This is a genomic window from Fulvivirga imtechensis AK7 (assembly GCF_000331535.1).
Classification (GTDB): domain Bacteria; phylum Bacteroidota; class Bacteroidia; order Cytophagales; family Cyclobacteriaceae; genus Fulvivirga; species Fulvivirga imtechensis.
Genome location: NZ_AMZN01000026.1, coordinates 34,559 through 54,150, shown reverse-complemented (window position 1 = coordinate 54,150; position 19,592 = coordinate 34,559). Strand labels below are relative to the sequence as shown.

Annotated in this window: 13 protein-coding genes; 9 read left to right on the top strand and 4 right to left on the bottom strand. The window is 42.9% G+C overall.

What is annotated here, in order from left to right; translation table 11 throughout:
- Nucleotides 1-107 precede the first annotated feature (107 nt).
- Nucleotides 108-2,087: an alpha-ketoacid dehydrogenase subunit alpha/beta gene (locus C900_RS07895; RefSeq protein WP_009579208.1), complete on the bottom strand. Its 1,980-nt coding sequence runs from the start codon at nucleotides 2,085-2,087 to the stop codon at nucleotides 108-110.
- Between the two features lie 83 nt (nucleotides 2,088-2,170).
- Between C900_RS07895 and C900_RS07890 the strand changes: the two genes are divergently transcribed.
- The 7 genes from C900_RS07890 to C900_RS07860 all read left to right on the top strand — a co-directional run bounded on the left by C900_RS07890 (nucleotide 2,171) and on the right by C900_RS07860 (nucleotide 14,555).
- Nucleotides 2,171-3,418 (top strand): M16 family metallopeptidase, encoded by a 1,248-nt coding sequence (locus C900_RS07890; protein WP_009579207.1) that lies wholly within the window; start codon nucleotides 2,171-2,173, stop codon nucleotides 3,416-3,418.
- Entirely contained in the window at nucleotides 3,415-3,894 is a 480-nt protein-coding gene (ispF, locus tag C900_RS07885) for a 2-C-methyl-D-erythritol 2,4-cyclodiphosphate synthase (RefSeq protein ID WP_009579206.1), read from the top strand. Before C900_RS07890 ends, ispF begins: the two co-directional genes overlap by 4 nt.
- On the top strand, nucleotides 3,894-4,586 hold the full coding sequence (gene mnmC2, locus C900_RS07880; RefSeq protein ID WP_009579205.1) for a tRNA (5-methylaminomethyl-2-thiouridine)(34)-methyltransferase MnmC2: 693 nt from the start codon (nucleotides 3,894-3,896) through the stop codon (nucleotides 4,584-4,586). Before ispF ends, mnmC2 begins: the two co-directional genes overlap by 1 nt.
- A gap of 220 nt (nucleotides 4,587-4,806) precedes the next feature.
- Entirely contained in the window at nucleotides 4,807-9,321 is a 4,515-nt protein-coding gene (gene gltB / locus C900_RS07875; protein ID WP_009579204.1) for a glutamate synthase large subunit, read from the top strand.
- A gap of 2 nt (nucleotides 9,322-9,323) precedes the next feature.
- Nucleotides 9,324-10,793: a glutamate synthase subunit beta gene (locus tag C900_RS07870; protein WP_009579203.1), complete on the top strand. Its 1,470-nt coding sequence runs from the start codon at nucleotides 9,324-9,326 to the stop codon at nucleotides 10,791-10,793.
- Between the two features lie 71 nt (nucleotides 10,794-10,864).
- Nucleotides 10,865-11,326, top strand: coding sequence for a 3-oxoacyl-ACP synthase (locus C900_RS07865; protein ID WP_040496117.1), 462 nt, complete (start codon nucleotides 10,865-10,867; stop codon nucleotides 11,324-11,326).
- A 208-nt stretch (nucleotides 11,327-11,534) separates the two neighbouring features.
- Nucleotides 11,535-14,555, top strand: a complete 3,021-nt coding sequence (locus C900_RS07860) for a CHAT domain-containing protein (protein WP_009579201.1) — start codon at nucleotides 11,535-11,537, stop codon at nucleotides 14,553-14,555.
- Nucleotides 14,556-14,573: 18 nt separating this feature from the next.
- Here the strand turns inward: C900_RS07860 and C900_RS07855 are convergent, their stop codons facing one another.
- The 3 genes from C900_RS07855 to rimO form a co-directional block, all read right to left on the bottom strand.
- Nucleotides 14,574-15,146, bottom strand: a complete 573-nt coding sequence (locus tag C900_RS07855) for a 5-formyltetrahydrofolate cyclo-ligase (protein WP_009579200.1) — start codon at nucleotides 15,144-15,146, stop codon at nucleotides 14,574-14,576.
- Between the two features lie 111 nt (nucleotides 15,147-15,257).
- A complete protein-coding gene (bshC, locus tag C900_RS07850; RefSeq protein WP_009579199.1) occupies nucleotides 15,258-16,814 on the bottom strand; it encodes a bacillithiol biosynthesis cysteine-adding enzyme BshC in 1,557 nt (518 codons plus the stop codon).
- A 35-nt stretch (nucleotides 16,815-16,849) separates the two neighbouring features.
- Complete coding sequence (gene rimO, locus C900_RS07845; RefSeq protein WP_009579198.1) at nucleotides 16,850-18,160, bottom strand: 30S ribosomal protein S12 methylthiotransferase RimO; 1,311 nt, start codon at nucleotides 18,158-18,160, stop codon at nucleotides 16,850-16,852.
- A 134-nt stretch (nucleotides 18,161-18,294) separates the two neighbouring features.
- On the opposite strand from rimO, the gene C900_RS07840 reads away from it, so the two are divergent.
- Nucleotides 18,295-18,741: a DUF6452 family protein gene (locus C900_RS07840; RefSeq protein WP_009579197.1), complete on the top strand. Its 447-nt coding sequence runs from the start codon at nucleotides 18,295-18,297 to the stop codon at nucleotides 18,739-18,741.
- Complete coding sequence (locus C900_RS07835; protein ID WP_342662389.1) at nucleotides 18,722-19,588, top strand: DUF6048 family protein; 867 nt, start codon at nucleotides 18,722-18,724, stop codon at nucleotides 19,586-19,588. Before C900_RS07840 ends, C900_RS07835 begins: the two co-directional genes overlap by 20 nt.
- The last annotated feature ends 4 nt before the right edge of the window (nucleotides 19,589-19,592 follow it).

The following is a 19,592-nucleotide window of genomic DNA, read 5'->3' as shown; positions in this document are numbered from 1 at the left end:
AGCCTGAAAGCCTTTGTACGACAAGAAAGAATTTGACTTAGGATCCTCAAATCTGGCAGAATGCGTTGAAAAATAACTTTAGTTAGCCTTTAAACGCACTAATTTAATTAAAATTCCACCAAATCCTTAATTTTTTGTTGAAGCCTTCCTTTAGGTAAAAAGTTTTGTTCAAGTGGCGGTGAAAATGGCACTGCGGTATCCAGGCTGGCCTCGCGCATTACGGGAGCGTCCAAATGCTCGAAACAATGCTCGCTGATCCATGCGCTGATCTCACCTCCTATACCGCCCGTCATACAATCTTCATGAAGGACCAAAACTCTGCTGGTTTTCTTAACGGTTTCCGCAACAGCTTCCTTGTCCCAGGGTAAAAGTGATCTCAGGTCAAGTATGTCTGCTGAAAGTTCCGGCATACTTTCCATCACCTCCCTGGCCCAATGTACGCCCATTCCGTAGGTAATAATTGACAAATTTTCACCCGCTGCTACCAACTTGGCTTTACCGATCTCAGTAGTATAATAGTCATCATGGATGTCATCGGTGAGGGAGCGGTAAAGGAATTTGTGCTCGAAATAAATTACCGGATTGGGATCTTCAATAGCGGCGCAAAGCAAACCTTTGGCATCAGCCGGATTAGAAGGATAGACGATCTTTAACCCGGGTGTATGGAAGAACCAGGCCTCATTCGACTGGCTGTGGAAAGGTCCTGCAGCTACTCCGGCTCCTGTTGGCATCCTTACTACCACATCTGCATTTTGTCCCCAACGGTAGTGTGATTTGGCCAGGTTGTTCACAATTTGATTGAAGCCACAGGTAACGAAATCTGCAAATTGCATCTCCACAACGGATTTTTGCTTTTTGATGGACATACCCAGCCCAATACCGATAATAGCTGATTCACAAAGTGGAGTATTTCGGATCCTTTCTTTTCCAAATGTTTCAACAAAGCCCTCGGTGATCTTAAAAACCCCTCCATACTCGGCAATATCCTGCCCCATGATCACTAATTCCGGGTATTTCTCCAGACTTTGTTTCAAGCCGTCCGAGATGGCATCAACGTACCGCTTTTTGTTTTTGCCTTCTGACTGAGGTTGCACTACTTTTTGTTCGAAAGGAGCATACATATCGGCAATCTCAGTGGCTGTGCTTGCTTTGGGCATTTCTTCGGCATAGGCTTTTTCCAGACCCCTTTCAATATCATTCTGAATCGCCTTCCTTATTTTCTTAATAGTAGCTTCGTCAAGTACTTTTTCCTTTAGCAGGTAGGCTTCATAGTTTTGAAGAGGATCTTTCTTAGCCCACTTTTCCATTAGTTCAGTAGGTACATACTTAGTGCCTGACGCCTCTTCATGCCCTCTCATCCTGAATGTCATTGCCTCGACCAGTACAGGGCGAGGGTTCTTACGCACATTTTCAGCTAATTGCCTGATCGTATCATATACCTCAAGTACATTATTGCCATCGATTTTCACAGCATCTATTCCGTAACCGGGGCCTTTGTCAACAAAGCTTTTGAATTTAAACTGCTCGTTGCTGGGGGTTGACAACCCGTAGCCATTGTTTTCAACAACAAAGATTACGGGCAGATCCCAAACCGCGGCTACGTTAAGCGCTTCGTGAAAATCTCCTTCGCTGGCTCCACCGTCACCGGTAAACACCAATGTGGCCTTTTTTTCTTTTTTAAGCATATTGGCAAGCGCTATACCATCAGCCACCGCCAGTTGAGGCCCCAGGTGAGAGATCATACCGACAATGTGGTAATCATTAGTGCCAAAGTGGAAGGAGCGGTCGCGACCATTGCTAAAGCCGGATAATTTGCCCTGGAACTGAGCAAAAAGGCGGCTATAAGGGATTTTTCTGGTGGTAAAAACGCCAAGGTTGCGGTGCATCGGGAGAATATATTCATCATCCTGTAGCGGATAGGTGCAACCAATGGATATTGCCTCCTGGCCAATGCCGGAAAACCATTTGCTGATCTTGCCCTGTCGCAGCAAAATAAGCATCTTTTCCTCTATCATTCTGGGCCTTAGAAGGGCTTCGTATAGATCTATTAATATCTTGTCGGAATAGTTTTTCCTGTCAAAATGCATAAGTCAAAATTTTGACGACAAAATTAAAGCATTGGCATTATCTGCAAAGTGATGTGATCTTTTTATTTTTGCCATACCTGACGATGATAGAATTCAAAAGCTTTACACTAAATAATGGTCTGAAAGTAATCGTACATGAAGACCCTACCACTCAAATTGCCGTATTGAATATCCTCTACGATGTAGGTTCTCGCGATGAAGATCCTGGTAAGACAGGCTTTGCTCACCTTTTTGAACACTTGATGTTTGGAGGCTCTCAGAATATACCCAATTATGATGAGCCATTGCAACTGGCGGGGGGAGAGAATAATGCCTTTACCAGCCCTGATATTACCAACTACTATCTGACATTGCCTGCACAAAATTTGGAAACAGGGTTTTGGTTGGAGTCAGACCGCATGCTGGGATTATCTTTTGATCCAAAAGTATTGGAGGTGCAGCGCAAGGTGGTCATCGAAGAGTTTAAGCAGCGCTATCTTAATCAGCCCTATGGTGATGTTTGGTTAAAACTTCGACCCATAGCCTACAAAAGGCATTCATATCAATGGCCTACGATCGGTAAGGAGATCAGTCATATCGAAACGGCTACTATGGAAGATGTGAGAGCATTTTTTAAGAAACATTACGTACCCAACCAAGCCATAATGGTAGTGGCCGGAAACGTAAGGTTTGATGAGGTGAAGGCGCTGAGTGAGAAATGGTTTGGACCCATACCAAGTGGAGCTGATTACCATCGGAGTTTGCCGACTGAGCCGGCACAAAATGAGAAGAGATTCATTTCAGTGTCTGCGGAGGTACCTACAGATGCTTTATATATGGTGTATCACATACCTGGGAAATTTGATGAGAGATATTATGCGGCAGACTTAACCAGTGATATCCTGGGCAGAGGTAAATCTTCACGGTTATACCAAAAGCTGGTGAGAGACAGATCTATATTCAGTTCGATCAGCGCTTCAGTAACAGGGTCAATCGACCCCGGCTTGCTGGTGATCAACGGGAAAGTTTCTGACAATATTTCTATTGAACAGGCAGAGGAGGAAGTTCAACGTGTGGTGGACGAATTTTTGAAAGAGGGGGTTGGAGCAGAGGAATTGGAAAAGGTAAAGAATCAGGCGGAGGCCAGCCTCATATTTTCAGAGGTAGAGGTGCTGAACAGGGCGATGAACCTTGCTATGGCTACATTGTCGGGTAATACTAACCTGGTGAACGAGGAGGCCGATAAAATACAAGCTGTAGATGTCGAACAACTCAATAGTGTTGCCCGGGAAGTTCTGGCGCTCAATAACTGCACAATAATGCACTACAGGTCAAAACAAAAACAGAAATGAAGATAAGAACCGGATTCGGATATGACGTGCATCAATTGAAAGAGGGGGCCGAGTTTTGGTTGGGAGGCATTAGAGTAGAGCATACAAAAGGAGCCGTAGGTCACTCTGATGCCGATGTGCTGATCCATGTGATATGTGATGCATTGCTTGGCGCTGCCAATATGCGAGACATTGGGTTTCATTTTTCTGATAAAGACCCTGCATACAAGGGAATAGACAGCAAGATCCTTTTGAGGGATGTTATGACACTAATTCGGGATAATGGCTGGGAAATAGGCAATATAGACTCCACTGTGTGTCTTCAGCAACCAAAAATCAATCCTTGCATACCAGACATGAAGGCCTGTCTGGCTCAGGTAATGAACATAGCTGAAGATGACCTGTCAATAAAAGCTACAACAACTGAAAAGTTAGGTTTTGTTGGAAAAGAAGAAGGGGTGGCTGCTTTTGCTACCGTTTTAATTCACCGACCCTGATGGCGGAAGCAGAAAATAAAGGGAATATAAGACTGATCATTACCGATGATGGGTCTCATTCTCTTTTTGTTCCTGCACTAAACGAAACTTATCACTCTTTTCATGGCGCTCTTCAGGAGTCGCGTCATGTCTTTATCAAAATGGGGCTGGAGTATGCTTTGAACCAAAAGGCCTCACCTCATGTTCTGGAAGTGGGTTTAGGTACAGGCTTGAATGCCCTGCTCGCGGCAGAATGTGCAGAAACGTACAAAATATCGGTACATTTTACATCCATTGAAGCGTTTCCGGTTGATTATAGTTTAGCTGCAAGCCTCAACTACCCCAAGTTTATAGCGCATCCTGACGCAGAACAATGGTTCGAAGATATTCATCGTTCAGACTGGCATGTGGATAGACCAATTCATTCTTTATTTACGCTGAAGAAGCTACATACAAAGCTTGAGGACTGTCAGCTTCCATCTTCACAATTTGATGTTGTGTTTTTTGATGCCTTTGCTCCTTCAAAGCAGGCCGAACTTTGGGGCATGGAAATCCTCACCCGCATAGTGGAAAGCATGGCCAGCCAATCTGTATTTGTTACCTACTGTGCTAAAGGACAATTGAAGCGGGACCTAAAAGCCCTTGGCCTGCAAGTAGAGACCTTGCCGGGCCCTCCGGGCAAAAAAGAGATGGTAAGAGCGCTGAAATTCTAAGAAAAAAATTTTTCGATAGAATGGATTCTGCAAACGATTCCTATTTGTGTATTTTCATTGATTTCCCGGAAAGTGGTGAAAATTTCATAAAAAACAGCCAATATTTTTGCTAAATTTCATGGTAGTTAGCTGATTACATTAAATTTTTTTCATTAACTTGAACCTCAGTTCTGGTTTGGATGCCCTGAAATAAGCACTCTACTTTAAAATTTTTTGACCAATGAGAAAACTACAACAGCGTGGGTTGTATACCCCTGAGCTTGAGCATGATGCATGTGGGATAGGCTGTATCGCCAATATTGATGGCAAAAAAACTGCTAAAACAGTGCAGGATGCTCTCGATATGTTAGAGAATATGGAGCATCGCGGAGGCACAGGCAGTGATCCGGAAACAGGTGATGGTGCGGGTATCCTTATACAAATACCTCATCATTTTTATAAGAACGAATGTGAAAAGCTAGGTATTACCCTGCCTGAGTTTGGAGCATATGGTGTGGGTATGCTTTTTTTTCCTACTAACAAGTCGGTTAGAGAGGAATGCAAAAGTATACTTGAAAAACACGCTAAGGAGTTGGGCTTTGAGGTGCTGGGATATAGGCCTGTACCCGTTGATCATAATGTGCCGGGCGCCGGCTCTTCAAAAGTGGAGCCTGTAATAGAACAGATATTTGTTAAGCATAAAGACAACCTCACTGGCGACAACCTGGAGAGAAAGCTATTTGTGTTTAGAAATTATACCACACATTATATAGGTCATCATGTTAAAGGTAATAATGCTGATTTTTATTCACCGAGTTTTTCTCATAAAATAGTAGTCTATAAGGGTCAGCTCAGAACTAATCAGGTTCGTCCATACTATTATGATCTGCAGAATGAGGAGGTCAAATCCTCATTGGCCATAGTTCACTCAAGGTATTCCACTAACACCTTCCCCAATTGGAAGCTGGCACAGCCTTTCAGGTATATCGCTCACAATGGAGAAATAAACACCATCCGGGGAAATGTTACAAAGATGAAGTCTAAAGAGGCTATGATGGGGTCTGATCTTTTTACCGATGAAGAGTTGAAAATGCTCTTGCCGGTGACAGATCCTACCCATAGCGACTCAGCTAACCTGGATGCACTTGTGGAAATGCTGGTGCTGAGTGGTCGTTCGTTGCCGCATGTAATGATGATGCTCGTGCCGGAAGCATGGGAGGATAACCCATTGATGGACACTGAAAGGAAGGCATTTTATAAGTATCATGCTTCTCTGATGGAGCCCTGGGATGGACCTGCAGCGCTCGTATTTACAGATGGAAAAGTCATAGGGGCAACACTTGACAGGAACGGACTACGGCCGGGCAGATACTATATCACCAAAGATGACAGGCTTATTATTGCCTCGGAAGCAGGTGCTTTACCTGTGAAGCCTTCCAACATCATTAGCAAAGGGCGTATGCAGCCGGGAAAAATGCTAATTGCTGACCTGGAGCAGAAAAAGGTGGTGTATGACGAGGAAGTGAAAGCACAGATCAGTCACAGACAACCTTATGTCGACTGGATCAAGCAGCACAGGGTCAAGCTGAGACTTATTCCCACGCCCACGAATATTGAATATTCATTTGCTCAGGGGGAACTGGAGTTGAAGCAGAAGGCATTTGGGTACACGTCCGAGGAATTGAAGATAATTCTTAGCCCCATGGCGGTTAGCGGCACTGAGCCGGTGGGGTCTATGGGGGCTGATACCCCTTTGGCAGTGCTGTCGGATCAAAGTCAACATATATCAAACTACTTTAAGCAGTTGTTTGCCCAGGTGAGTAACCCACCTATTGATCCAATCAGAGAGCGTATGGTCATGTCGCTGTTTACCAGGGTGGGAGAAAGCTTGAATATTTTAGCTGAGACCCCCGAGCACACCAAGCAGATACACATCTCGCAACCTGTACTGCTAAATTCAGACCTTCAGAAATTCAAGAACCTGGATCATATAGATTTTCCTTACAGCGTATTGCCTGCTGTTTTTGAAGCAGACGGCAAGCCGGGGCGTTTGGAAGCCGGCCTGGATAAGCTGTGCAGGCTGGCCGAAGAGGCTGTTATCAGCGGCAGCAAGGTGTTGATCATTTCAGACAGGAATATCAACAATGACTATGCGCCCATCCCGTCTCTTCTTTCGACAGGAGCAGTTCACCACCACCTGGTGGATAAGAATTTAAGAACCAAAGCCGGAATTATAATAGAAGCCGGAGATGTGCGTGAAACGCATCATTTTGCAACTATTATTGGCTATGGAGCCAGTGCGATCAACCCCTATCTTGCACTAGAGACCATCAAAGATCTGCATGAAAAAGAGTACCTGGATAAAGAGTTAACGCTGGATCAGGCGTTTGCTAATTATCAAAAGGCTATCGGTTACGGGTTGCTGAAAGTGTTGTCCAAAATGGGTATTAGTACCTTACAGTCCTACCAGGCTTCGCAGATATTTGAGGCTCTCGGGCTAAACCAGAAGGTGATTAACAGGTGTTTCAAAGGTACCATTTCCAGGATAGAGGGCATTGGCTTTGATGGTATTGCCCATGAAGTATTAACGCGGCATCATTCAGCATGGAATGAATTAGAGGAAAATTCACAACTCCAAGTGGGAGGTGTCTACCAGTGGAAAAGAAGAGGGGAAAAGCATATGTTCAATCCTGCGACTATTCATTTGCTTCAGCACTCTACTAAAACGAACAACTTTGAGCTATATAAAAAATATGCCAATAAAATAAATGATCAGACGCGGCATGCTTTAACGCTGCGTGGATTACTGGATTTTAAACCCAGAAATGCGGTGCCTATCGAGGAGGTAGAGCCTAAAGAGAGCATTTTCAAAAGGTTTGCCACTGGCGCCATGTCTTTTGGCTCTATTTCACATGAGGCCCACACAACCCTGGCAATTGCGATGAACCGTATAGGTGCAAAAAGCAACAGCGGAGAGGGTGGAGAGGATGAAGTTCGCTTTGAACCAAAACCTAATGGTGATTCTGAGCGATCGGCTATCAAACAAGTGGCTTCCGGCCGGTTTGGTGTAACAAGTTACTATTTAACTAATGCAGATGAGATACAGATCAAGATGGCTCAAGGCGCAAAACCCGGAGAAGGAGGGCAGTTGCCGGGCCATAAAGTAGATGAGTGGATCGGCAGAGTAAGGCATTCCACACCAGGTGTTGGGTTGATATCACCCCCACCTCACCACGATATTTATTCTATTGAGGATCTCGCTCAACTGATCTATGACCTTAAAAATGCTAACCGGAATGCACGTATCAATGTGAAGCTGGTTTCAGAAGCCGGTGTGGGCACTGTTGCTGCCGGGGTCTCCAAAGCGAATGCTGATGTAGTGCTTATCTCTGGAGCTGACGGAGGAACAGGAGCATCTCCGTTGAGTTCTATTCGTCATGCGGGTTTGCCCTGGGAACTTGGGCTGGCAGAAGTGCATCAGACATTAGTGAAAAATGATTTGAGGAGTCGTATTACTGTTCAAACAGATGGACAGTTACGGACAGGTAAGGACCTGGCGATCGCTACCTTGTTAGGAGCCGAAGAATGGGGTATTTCTACAGCAGCGCTAGTGGTAGAAGGGTGTATCATGATGAGAAAATGTCACTTGAACACCTGCCCTGTAGGTATTGCCACACAAAATCCGGAGTTAAGGAAGCTGTTTACCGGTAATCCCGACCATGTAGTTAACTTTTTCACCTTCCTGGCGGAAGATCTGCGTCAGATCATGGCACAACTCGGCTTCCGCACAATTGATGAGATGGTAGGTAGAACAGAGGTTCTGAGACTTCGCGATAATATAGCGCACTGGAAATTTAAAGATCTTGACCTGAGCCCGATACTTTACAGAGAGGATGCCCCCGAATATGTAGGGGTATACAAGCAAATGGAACAGGATCATGAACTTGAAAAAGCGCTTGATTGGGAGTTGTTAGAAGCTGCGAAACCAGCTCTTGGAGATCGACAGAAAGTATTCAAAAAGTTTAGCATCAAGAACACCAATCGCAGTGTTGGGGCTATTCTTTCCAATGAAATAAGTAAAAAATATAAGGGAGAAGGGCTACCGGAAGATACCATCCATTTTAATTTCCGTGGTTCGGCGGGTCAGACTTTCGGAGGTTTTCTTACCTCGGGTGTAAAGTTTGAGCTCGAGGGAGAGGCAAATGATTACTTCGGAAAAGGTTTGTGTGGCGGTAGGCTTGTCACATATCCTGATAAAACTTCAACTTTCAAAGCAGAAGAGAATATCATCATTGGAAACGTGGCATTCTACGGAGCCACAAAAGGTGAGGCTTACATTCGAGGTATGGCAGGGGAGCGTTTCTGTGTCAGAAATTCCGGTGTAGAAGTAGTGGTAGAAGGAGTCGGGGACCATGCTTGCGAATATATGACCGGTGGTAAAGCTGTGATTCTGGGGCCTACAGGTAAAAATTTCGCAGCAGGAATGAGCGGTGGTATCGCCTATGTATATGATCAACAGGGGCAGTTTGAAAAACTGTGCAATAAAGGAATGGTGTCACTTGACCCTTTAGACGCGGAGGATCAGGAAAAGCTTGAAACCATGATCAAAAAACATGTGGAATATACCGAAAGCGAGGTAGGCAAAAGGATATTGGCACAATGGCCTCTCGCCCTTAAAAGCTTTATAAAAGTTATACCTAATGACTATAAAGCCATTTTAATGAAAAAGAAGGAGCCAATAAAAGTAGCAGTATAATTATGGGACAGACAGACGGATTTTTAAAATATAATCGTGAGCTGCCAGGCTCACGTTCACCAAAAGAACGGGTCAAAGACTTCAAAGAGATCTATGATCCGTTTCCGGAAAAGAAAACAAAAGAACAGGCTGCGCGATGCATGGACTGTGGCATTCCATTTTGCCACAATGGTTGTCCGCTTGGAAATATTATTCCTGAATTTAATGATGCGGTATATCGCGAACGCTGGGAAGAAGCGGTACATATATTGACCTCAACTAATAATTTCCCTGAGTTTACCGGCAGGATATGCCCGGCGCCATGTGAGGCAAGCTGCGTACTGGGCATCAACAAACCTCCCGTAGCAATTGAACATATTGAAAAAACAATCGCAGAAAAAGCTTACGAGCTCGGCTATATTACCCCAAAACCACCCAAAACACGTACAGGGAAAAAGGTAGCCGTTATCGGCTCGGGCCCTGCCGGCCTGGCAGCAGCAGCGCAGTTGAACAAAGCAGGGCATTGGGTTACTGTATTTGAGCGGGAAAACCGAATAGGTGGGTTGCTCAGGTATGGTATCCCTGACTTTAAGCTGGAGAAATGGGTTATTGACCGTAGGCTGGAAGTGATGAAGGCCGAAGGTGTAAAGTTTCAGGTTAATGCTAATGTTGGTGCTAATGTTGATGCAGCCCAGCTTAATGAAGAATATGATGCCATCGTAATATGTGCGGGCGCCACTCTGCCACGGGACCTGCCTATTCCCGGGCGAGAATTGGAAGGAGTACATTTTGCGATGGATTTTCTTACTCAGCAAAATAAAGAAGTAGCAGGTGACAAGGTGCATGGTAAAATATCTGCCAGGAATAAAAATGTTCTTGTGATAGGTGGAGGTGATACCGGATCGGATTGTATTGGGACTTCGCATCGGCAGGGAGCCAGGTCAGTTACCCAAATAGAACTTCTGGGTAAGCCCCTTTCACACCGCACTGACAAAGATCCCTGGCCGTTGTGGCCCATGACTTTGCGTACCTCCTCTTCGCATGAAGAAGGCGGAGAAAGGGAATGGGCTATTCTCACCAAAGAATTTGCGGGCAATAATGGGAAGTTGGAAAAAGTACGTCTTGTAAATATTGAATGGGTGATAGGTGAGGACAGCCGGCAAACCTTCAGAGAAGTAGAAGGTACTGAGCGGGAAATCCCTTGTGAACTAGCGCTTTTGGCTATTGGCTTTGTGTCTCCTGAAAACAAGTTGCTTCAGGCATTTGGAGTGGAAACAGATGCCCGGGGAAATGCCGAAACTGAGAAGTATAAGACAAATGTCGGACATATTTTTGCAGCAGGAGATGCCAGGAGAGGTCAGTCATTAGTTGTTTGGGCAATTTCGGAGGGGAGAGAGGCCGCTCTGGAGGTTGACAAATACCTGATGGGCAGCAGCCGTTTGCCGTCCAAAGACGACTCTTTTTTAAATGTAGCGACAGCGAAAGAAATTTAATCCCGGGTCAGAACAATATATTATTGTAATTATGTTTATTTGATACCAATATTGGATATCATTTAATAAACATGACATTACAGACAGGATTGAAGCAACAGCTCTACGATCGTTGTAAGGAAATTGTAGAGCAAAGGATTAGAAATGCCAAAGAAGCTATGGACTCAGCTCAGGAGGCAGCTAATGACGAAACAAAGAGTTCTGCCGGAGATAAGTACGAGACGGGAAGGGAAATGATGCAGCAGGAAATGGAAAACAATGCAGTTCAGCTTACTGAAGCCAGAAAGCTGAGAGAAGTATTGGAAAGGATCAATCCCGCTAAAAAATATGATACCGTTCAGGGGGGCAGTCTGGTGATAACCAATAACGGCAGTTTTTATATTTCCATAGGGCTTGGCAAGATCACTGTTGATGGTAAAGATTACTTTGCCATTGCACCCACTTCCCCGCTTGGAGCTTTGTTGATGGAGAAAAAACCAAAAGAAGTGGTAGAATTCAATGGTAGAAAATTTGAGATTGAGGAAGTTTTGTAAATAATAAAAGTTTTTTTGTAATCATTCCATTGAAGTAACTAATTTAAGGTGGCGCAATTAGCATTAGTTGCGCCATTTTTTTATTATTAGATTGTTTCAAATCGTGCTTACCCTAAACCATCAATTTTTTAGTAGCTGTTTAGCTGTAGACGCAAACAGGCCTATTTATGACTGAGTTAGGTTTTCAAGCTAAGCTGACAAATGTGTTATGAAGTGTGTTTTTTTTCTCCTTTTAGTTTTGTTCACTTTCACCACGACTAGCCATAGTCAGAAAAAATATATTACTGAGATTGACAGCCTGAACAAAGTGCTGGCTGTATCTAGTGGCGTTGAGAGGTTAGAAATTCTAGATCAGTTGATTGAACGGTACTTTGCCAACAGTGAGAATGAAAAAATGTATGAATTACTTGCTGAAATGGATACTCTGGCACATCAGCTTAACGATGGTCAGGGGATCCTCAGGGCCTATTATTACCAAGGGTTAATTGCATTTCATAAAGAGTGGAAGGCAGATCAGGCTAAAGAATATTTTCATAAAGCGTTGAAATATGGCAAAAAAAATAAAATAGAATCTCCTTTGACTTACTCTGGCCTTTATAATAACCTGGGATTGGTTTATAAAAATATTGAGCAGTATGATTCAGCTATTTATTATTATGAACGAACCGCTGCAATTAATGAAGCCCATCAACTTGATAAGAGAAATGTCTCATTATTTCTTAACTTGGGGAGAATATATAGGACTGTTGGTCAATTTCACCTTCACTTGACATATGCACAAAAATGTTTAGATGTAGCTATTAAAGTTGAGGACGAAACAGCTATTTGCACAGGCTATCGAGCGATCTCAGAGGCGTTGCATTATGATGGTTCGTCAGATTTAGCAAGGGAATATTGTAGGAAGGCACTGGACCTTTCTATAAAACTATATGGTGAGAATCACTCAAATACCGCTTTGATTAAGAACTGGCTTTCAAAATGCTATAGTAGCATGGGTGATTATGAGGCGGCTTTGTATTATGCAAGAGGAAGCTGCTATAGCCTTAGACAGGTGTATGGTGACTTACACCCAAAATTAGGTAATGCATATGTCGTACTTGCAGGGATACATATGGAGACAGCTACATATGATTCAGCCGAATATTATTATTTAAAAGCTTACGATTGTGCGGTGATGGCGCAAGTTGAGAAAAATGTTATTATAGGGATGAGTGCCCGTAATGTTGCAAAATTTTACCTTAGCGTTGGTAAGTTTTCAGAGGCTCGTAAGTATCTAAATCTAGCATTTGCCAAGGGGTTAAATTTTGGAAATAAGGCGGAGACCAATATATTAAATGGAGACCTCTATGTCAGAGAAGGCGACTATTTGAAGGCCCTGGAAGCTTATAACCATGCCTTGAGCGCGCGCTTTGGAATTTTCAACTTTCAATTTTCTCTTGAACCAATAGACTTTCAAGATATTAGTACGCATATTAATGGATTAACCATAAGCCAAAAAAAGGCAGCAACCTATGAAAAATTATTTAAATCAGAAAGTGAAAATATTGGTTATTTGTTTGCAGCAATGAATAACTATTTACTCAGTGATACGCTCATCAATAATTATAGAAATTCCTTTACAAGTGATGAAGACAAGCTTGTACTTAATAACAGTAGTGCCAAAACTTACCACGGGGGTATTAGGGTCGCTCACCAACTGTATGAAACATATAATAACAGTGACTACCTTAACCTGGCTTTTAATTTTGCGGAAAAATCCAAATCAAATCTGCTCTATCAATCGATCTCACAACATAACGCGATGCAATATGGCGCCCTTCCCGATTCAGTGGTGCATTTTGGAGAGGAACTCAAAGCCAGAATAAATTTTTACTTTTCACAGATCAATAAGTCCTCTTTGAGCGGAAGTAAAAAAAGATACTATAAAGATCTTTTATTTAATGTCAAAAGAGAATATGAATCATACCTGAGTGAATTAGAATTTGAATACCCCAAATACTACCAACTAAAGCATGCTAGCCATTTTCTAACATTACCTGAAATACAGCATAGACTACAAAATAATGTACTTCTGGAGTATGTACTTGCTGAGGGGGCTATTTACATATTTTTGGTGAACAACCAGAATGCTGACATATTGACCCTGGATCGACCGGAAGAATTGGAAAGTTGGATAGAGAAATTTAGAGCATCAATTGTTGGCAAGGATTATGTGACATACCTGGAAACAGCCCACCAATTATACAAACTGCTTTTTGAGCCTGTTGCATCATATCTTGAGAAAGATGATCAGATTATTATAGTGCCCGATGGCAATTTGTGGTACTTGAATTTTGATTTGCTGCTGCAGGAGCATGTCAGTGGGAAACCTTTTCAAGACCTGGCTTACCTGATCAGAGACTATAGTATTAGCTATACCAACTCGGCTAATCATTTCTTTATCAATGATGACCTATCCGGTATAAAGGATGCCCCCGGCAAGTGCCTCGCCTTTTCATACAGCAATGATGCTAGCAGCACAAATTCATCAATTGACTTTTCAGTTCTACGAAATTTAGGAGATGACTTACCGGGAACCAGGAAGGAGATCAGGAGTATTTCGAAACTGATTCCGGGAAAATATTATTTCGGCCCTCTGGCTTCAGAGTCGGTTTTTAAAGAGGAAAGCAAAAAGTATTCTATTCTACACCTGGCTCTGCACGGAGAGATAGACAATAAAAACCCTCTTTATTCAAAGCTGCATTTCTCCAGAAATGTGAAGGATACCCTAAATGATGGTTACCTTAACACCTATGAGATCTATAACATGAGCTTTAATGCTCAGATGGCAGTTTTGAGCGCCTGTAATACAGGATATGGTAAACTGGAGAAGGGAGAAGGGTTGATGAGCCTGGGAAGGGCGTTTCAGTATGCCGGGGTGAATAGCTTGCTGTTAACCCATTGGGAAGTGGCTGATGAAGAGGCGCCTGAGATCATGTATAATTTCTATAAATACCTTAAACAAGGTATGGGCAAAAGTGAAGCCCTCCGCCAGGCAAAGTTGGAGTACCTACAGACGGCAGGGATGTTCAAAAGTGCACCATTTTACTGGGGCAGCTTTGTTGTGATCGGAGATACCAGCCCTGTAGAGATAGAAAGTGAGGGTTTAGGCTATTGGATGTACCTATTGGCAGTTGTTGCTCTCCTGGCTATGGCTTTTATAGTCTACAAAAGAAATGTAATGAGCTAAATACCTGAAATTGAGTCGCTACTGCGAAAACTCATAGATATCAAATGGGCTGATACAAGCATCCAGTCTTACATCCATCCTATCTGAGTATGGAATGTGATCCAGGGGTGGAGTAAGCGCAAGTCCTATTTTCTTCGCCCGGGAAACCTTTTTCAAAAACCGATCATAATAACCTTTTCCATAACCGATCCTATGCCCTTCCTTATCAAAGCTGATCAGCGGAACCAGCACAATATCTATTTCTTCAATATCCGCTGCCTCTCCTTCTACAGGTTCAGGTATTCCCCAGTTATTCTTTTCGATTTTGGTCTGATCGTTTAGTAAAAAATGTGAAAGCTCCCCCTTCGGAAGTGTTTTTGATATGGCTATCCTGATCTCCGGATTGCCTGATCGTATTTCTTCAATTATGGCAAAAGTATCCACCTCTTTTTTATCTGTCATCGCTAAAAATGAGTGTACAAAATGTATTTTTCCGATATCAAGATAATTGAGGAGCCGGTTGATCAGCAATTGGTTTCTTTTCTGGTATTCGTCAGTACTGAGCGATAGCCTTTTTTCAAGGTATGTATTTCTGAGCGTCCCTTTATCCATAGATTAGATTACCAAAATGAGTGAAATATTTCAGCGATTTTTAAATGAGTTACAATTATACTGATCTATCAATAAATGAGGAATGAAACCTGCTGTTTTTGGGTTGGCACATTATTGTTTCAGTACAACATAACGGTAGTCAAAAGGGTCAAAACTTCCAGCCAACTGGTCGATAAGTTGGGAGTTGCCCAAATAGAAATTAAGGAAATTGTCGATGCGTTCCTGAGGTGTACCATTAGGGAATAATTCACCTAGTACATTTTCAATTTGTCTTAATTTGTCGGACTGGTGCCTCTTTTCTGCCCGTATGAATTTCTTTTCAATGATTTCAAGCCTGCTTTTGGTCTTTGCCTGTTGAGCTTCCACATGAGGTGCAAGGGTAGGGTCGATCTTAGCCGCCTGCGCCTTGATTTTTTCGAATAGCGACATCACATTTTGCATTTCGCCATTGAGGTGTATGTCGTGTGCGGCCTCAGCTTTCACAGCTTTTTTGAAGAGATCATCTTTATCAAGAAACAGATCCGTCAGCGTTAACCCTGTTTTTGCCCACTTCTCATGGATATGTTTTGGTAGTATCATAGCAAAATTTCTGGGTATGAGAGCAGGAAAAGAAATACCAAAATGGTCGAACACAGGCTTCAACTGAAGCCAATAGGCCACTTCTGCAGGCCCTCCAACATAAGCCAGGTTAGGTAACACCATCTCCTGATAAACCGGGCGTAGCACAACGTTGGGGCTGTAGTGTTCCGGGTGAGCTTCGATGTCGGCCTTTATTTCATCCTCAGTGAAAGATAGCTCCGAATCAAGTATGCTATACCTTCCATCCTCCTCTACTATTCTGCTCCTCAGGTTATCGGCCATGTAGAAAAAGTTGATCTTCCGTGGGAATATTTGAGCTTTGTAACCCATTTGATCCAACTTCATTGATTGCTTTTCAACGAGGTCATTGGGGGTATGATCAAAAATATCATCCTTTATTACCGGGATCAGGAGTTTTTTCAATTCCACGCAATCTGCGTCAACCACCACCAATCCGTACGCGCCAAAAAGCTCATTTACATAGTATCGGACAGCATCGGCCAGGGTGTCATGCTTCAGATATGCTTCTTTAAAAAGATCAGGAATACCTGGGATTTGAGAAACAAGCTCTTTTAGCTCCTTAGGATTAAAATTTCCCACAGCACCCTTTTGATTAGTCTGCCATTGATGTTTTCTGCCATTAAGCCTGAAGTAGCTGATTTCATCAAAGTCGTGATCTTCAGATGCCATCCAGTATACCGGCACAAAATTTTTGTCAGGGTAAGTCTCCTTTAGCCGCTTACAGCTATTGATGACAGAAATTATTTTGTAGATAAAGTATAGTGGGCCGGTGAAAATGTTAAGCTGATGCCCGGTGGTGATGGTAAAAGTGTCACTGCTTTCCAGAAGGCTTAGATTTTTTCTGACATGATCTGTAGGGATCAGTTGCCGGTACTGCCGGTTTAATGCCTGACACAATATCTTCCTGCTCTCGGGAGGGAAATTTCGCTTGTGTATAAGTGCACGAAAAGCATTAACCTCAGGCCGTTCCCCGTAAAATTCCCTCAGTTGACTTTTATCATTGATATAATCGAGAAACAATGGCGAAAATTGGTGGGTATCCCGGTAGGCAACTTTGGTCAGATCCATATCAGTAAATTAAGGTCGTGTTTTTACAGCAGCCTTTAGATAACTTCACCGTACAAATCAAATTCGGTCGCATCATTGATCTTTACATTTACAAAATCGCCCAGCCTCAGGTGCTTTGACTTTTCTTCAATAATTACCTCATTGTCTACTTCCGGTGAATCATATTCTGTTCTTCCAATGTACTGTCCCCCTTCTTTTCTATCTATCAGAACTTTAAAAGTTTTACCTACTTTCTCCTGGTTCAGTTCATGGGAAATTTGCTCCTGTACTTCCATTACGGTATTGGCCCTTTCTTGTTTCACTTCCTGGGGTACATCATCAGGAAAATTATGTGCGTGGGTGTTTTCTTCATGTGAATAGCTAAAAATCCCGAGACGGTCGAAGCGTGAACGCTCTACAAAACCGAGCATCTCGTCAAAATCCTCCTGCGTTTCGCCCGGGTAGCCGGCAATTAGTGTTGTTCTTAAAGCAATACCCGGTACTTTGTCACGGATGATCTGTATCAGTTCTTCCTGTTTTTCACGGGAGGTGCCTCTGCGCATATGCTTCAATATACGGGTTGAGCCATGCTGTAAGGGCATATCCAGGTAGTTACATATATTATCACGCTCTGCCATTACATCCAGCACATCCAGGGGGAAGCCCGTAGGGAACGCGTAGTGCAGCCTGATCCATTCAATGCCCTCTACATCAGAAAGATTTTTCAACAGCTCTGCCAGGTTCCTTTTTCCATAAATATCTAATCCATAGTAAGTAGAATCCTGAGCGATCAACAGCAATTCCTTCGTTCCGTTCTTCGCCAGGTTTTTGGCCTCAGTCACCAGCTCTTCAATGGATTTGGAGATATGCTTACCTCTCATTAATGGAATGGCACAAAATGAACAGGGCCTGTCGCAACCCTCAGCTATTTTCATATAAGCATAGTGGTTACTCGTAGTGAGTATCCTTTCACCTACCAACTCGTGCTTATAATCAGCCTTGAATTTTTTCAAAAGCAAGGGAAGCTCCATAGTGCCGAAGAAGGCATCCACCTGAGGTATTTCTACCTCCAGATCGTCTCTGTAACGTTGAGAGAGGCATCCTGTGACATACAGTTTGTCTATCAGACCCTCATCTTTGGCGTCAGCATAGCGCAGAATAGTATCTATGGACTCTTGTTTGGCATTGTCAATAAAGCCACAGGTGTTTACAATAATGATATTCGCATTGTCATCATTAGCTTCATGAGTGGCATTGATCTTATTGCCACGGAGCTGGGTAAGCATTACTTCTGAGTCAACCAGGTTTTTGGAGCACCCCAGTGTTACAATATTTACCTTGTCCTTCTTTCTTCCCTTCGTTTTCAAATTATTATTAGTTAAAAGTAGCCGCAAAATTAGCAAAAGGTAATGTCAATGCGAAGTAATTATGCAATACAGCAAAATCACTGATCGTTTAACCTCTACTTTCATACAGCAATACTTATATTTGTGCCCGTTAAATGAGAATTATAATTGCTATATTATTCATCATGGCTGTTATGCTGATGTCAGCATGTAATGAGCCGGATTGTCAAAGTAAGACAACCAATTTTGTAAATGTAAAGTTTTACAAAATTGAGAATAATGAGCTTGATACGTTGACCATCTTATCCATAACGGCCATAGCCGCAGATGATACGGTTTTTGTGGAAAATTTAGAAGTCAGCTCCGTAAGGCTTCCTTTACGGCCAGATACTACAGCCACAGTCTTTGCGTTTGATAGTAATTTTGGCCGGGATACACTGATATTGACTTATAGAAAAAAGGCCAGGCTGATATCAGAAAATTGTGGCGTTGAAGTCATCTTTTCTGATTTGGGGTATAGCCGCAACGATTTTGACTCCATAAAAGTGGTGAACCAAACTTTGATCGAGGATATTACCGAAGATGTTAAAATATATAACTAGTGGCTTTAAGAAAACGCCAATGTCTGCGTTACGCTTGTCCCAAAAATGCTCCTCCCGACAGTTGTACGGGACTCCCGCTTTTCGGGACTTCGACCCGCCCTTTGGCGGGAATGTTTTCTTAAAGCCACATAGAATTTTCTTACAAACACTAGCTAATATATTGCTGCTTTTTGTAGCTACCTCCGGTTTCTGCCAGGAAGCAGGAGAGCTCAAAATACCCATAGATTCGTTGAAAGGTAAATTTGTGCCCACGGGCATCAGAATTGGCGCTGAGGCGGTGAATATTACCAGATCTTTCATCGGAGAGGATTACAAGGAATATCAGTTTCAGGCCGACATAGATTTTTATCGCTATTTTTTTAATGTGGAATACGGTATCCTTGAAAGGACCTTCACAAGTGAAAATGGCTTGTATAATGTAGAAGGTAGCTATTTGAGAATAGGACCGGATATCAATTTCCTGCATCGTGATCCTGACATGAGTGCACTATTTTTTGGGCTGAGATATGGGATGGCAACTTTTAGCGACAAATTAAACTATTCATACCGGGATAAGGCTTTTGGCGATGGCACAGGACAGGTTGCCAATAATGACATAAACGCCAAATGGTTTGAGATGGTAGCCGGAATGAAGGTAAAAATGTGGAGGATGGTTTGGCTGGGTTATACAGCCAGGTTTAAGTTTGGCGTGGATACCTTTGAAAATAATGAATTGATACCTAACATCATTCCTGGCTTTGGACGTGCCGATGAAACTGTAGTGTGGGGGCTAAATTACTACCTGATCATCAGGATCCCAGTGCGAAAGGAGCCCAGGTCGATCGTACTGCCAGCGAAAACTAACTAACTTT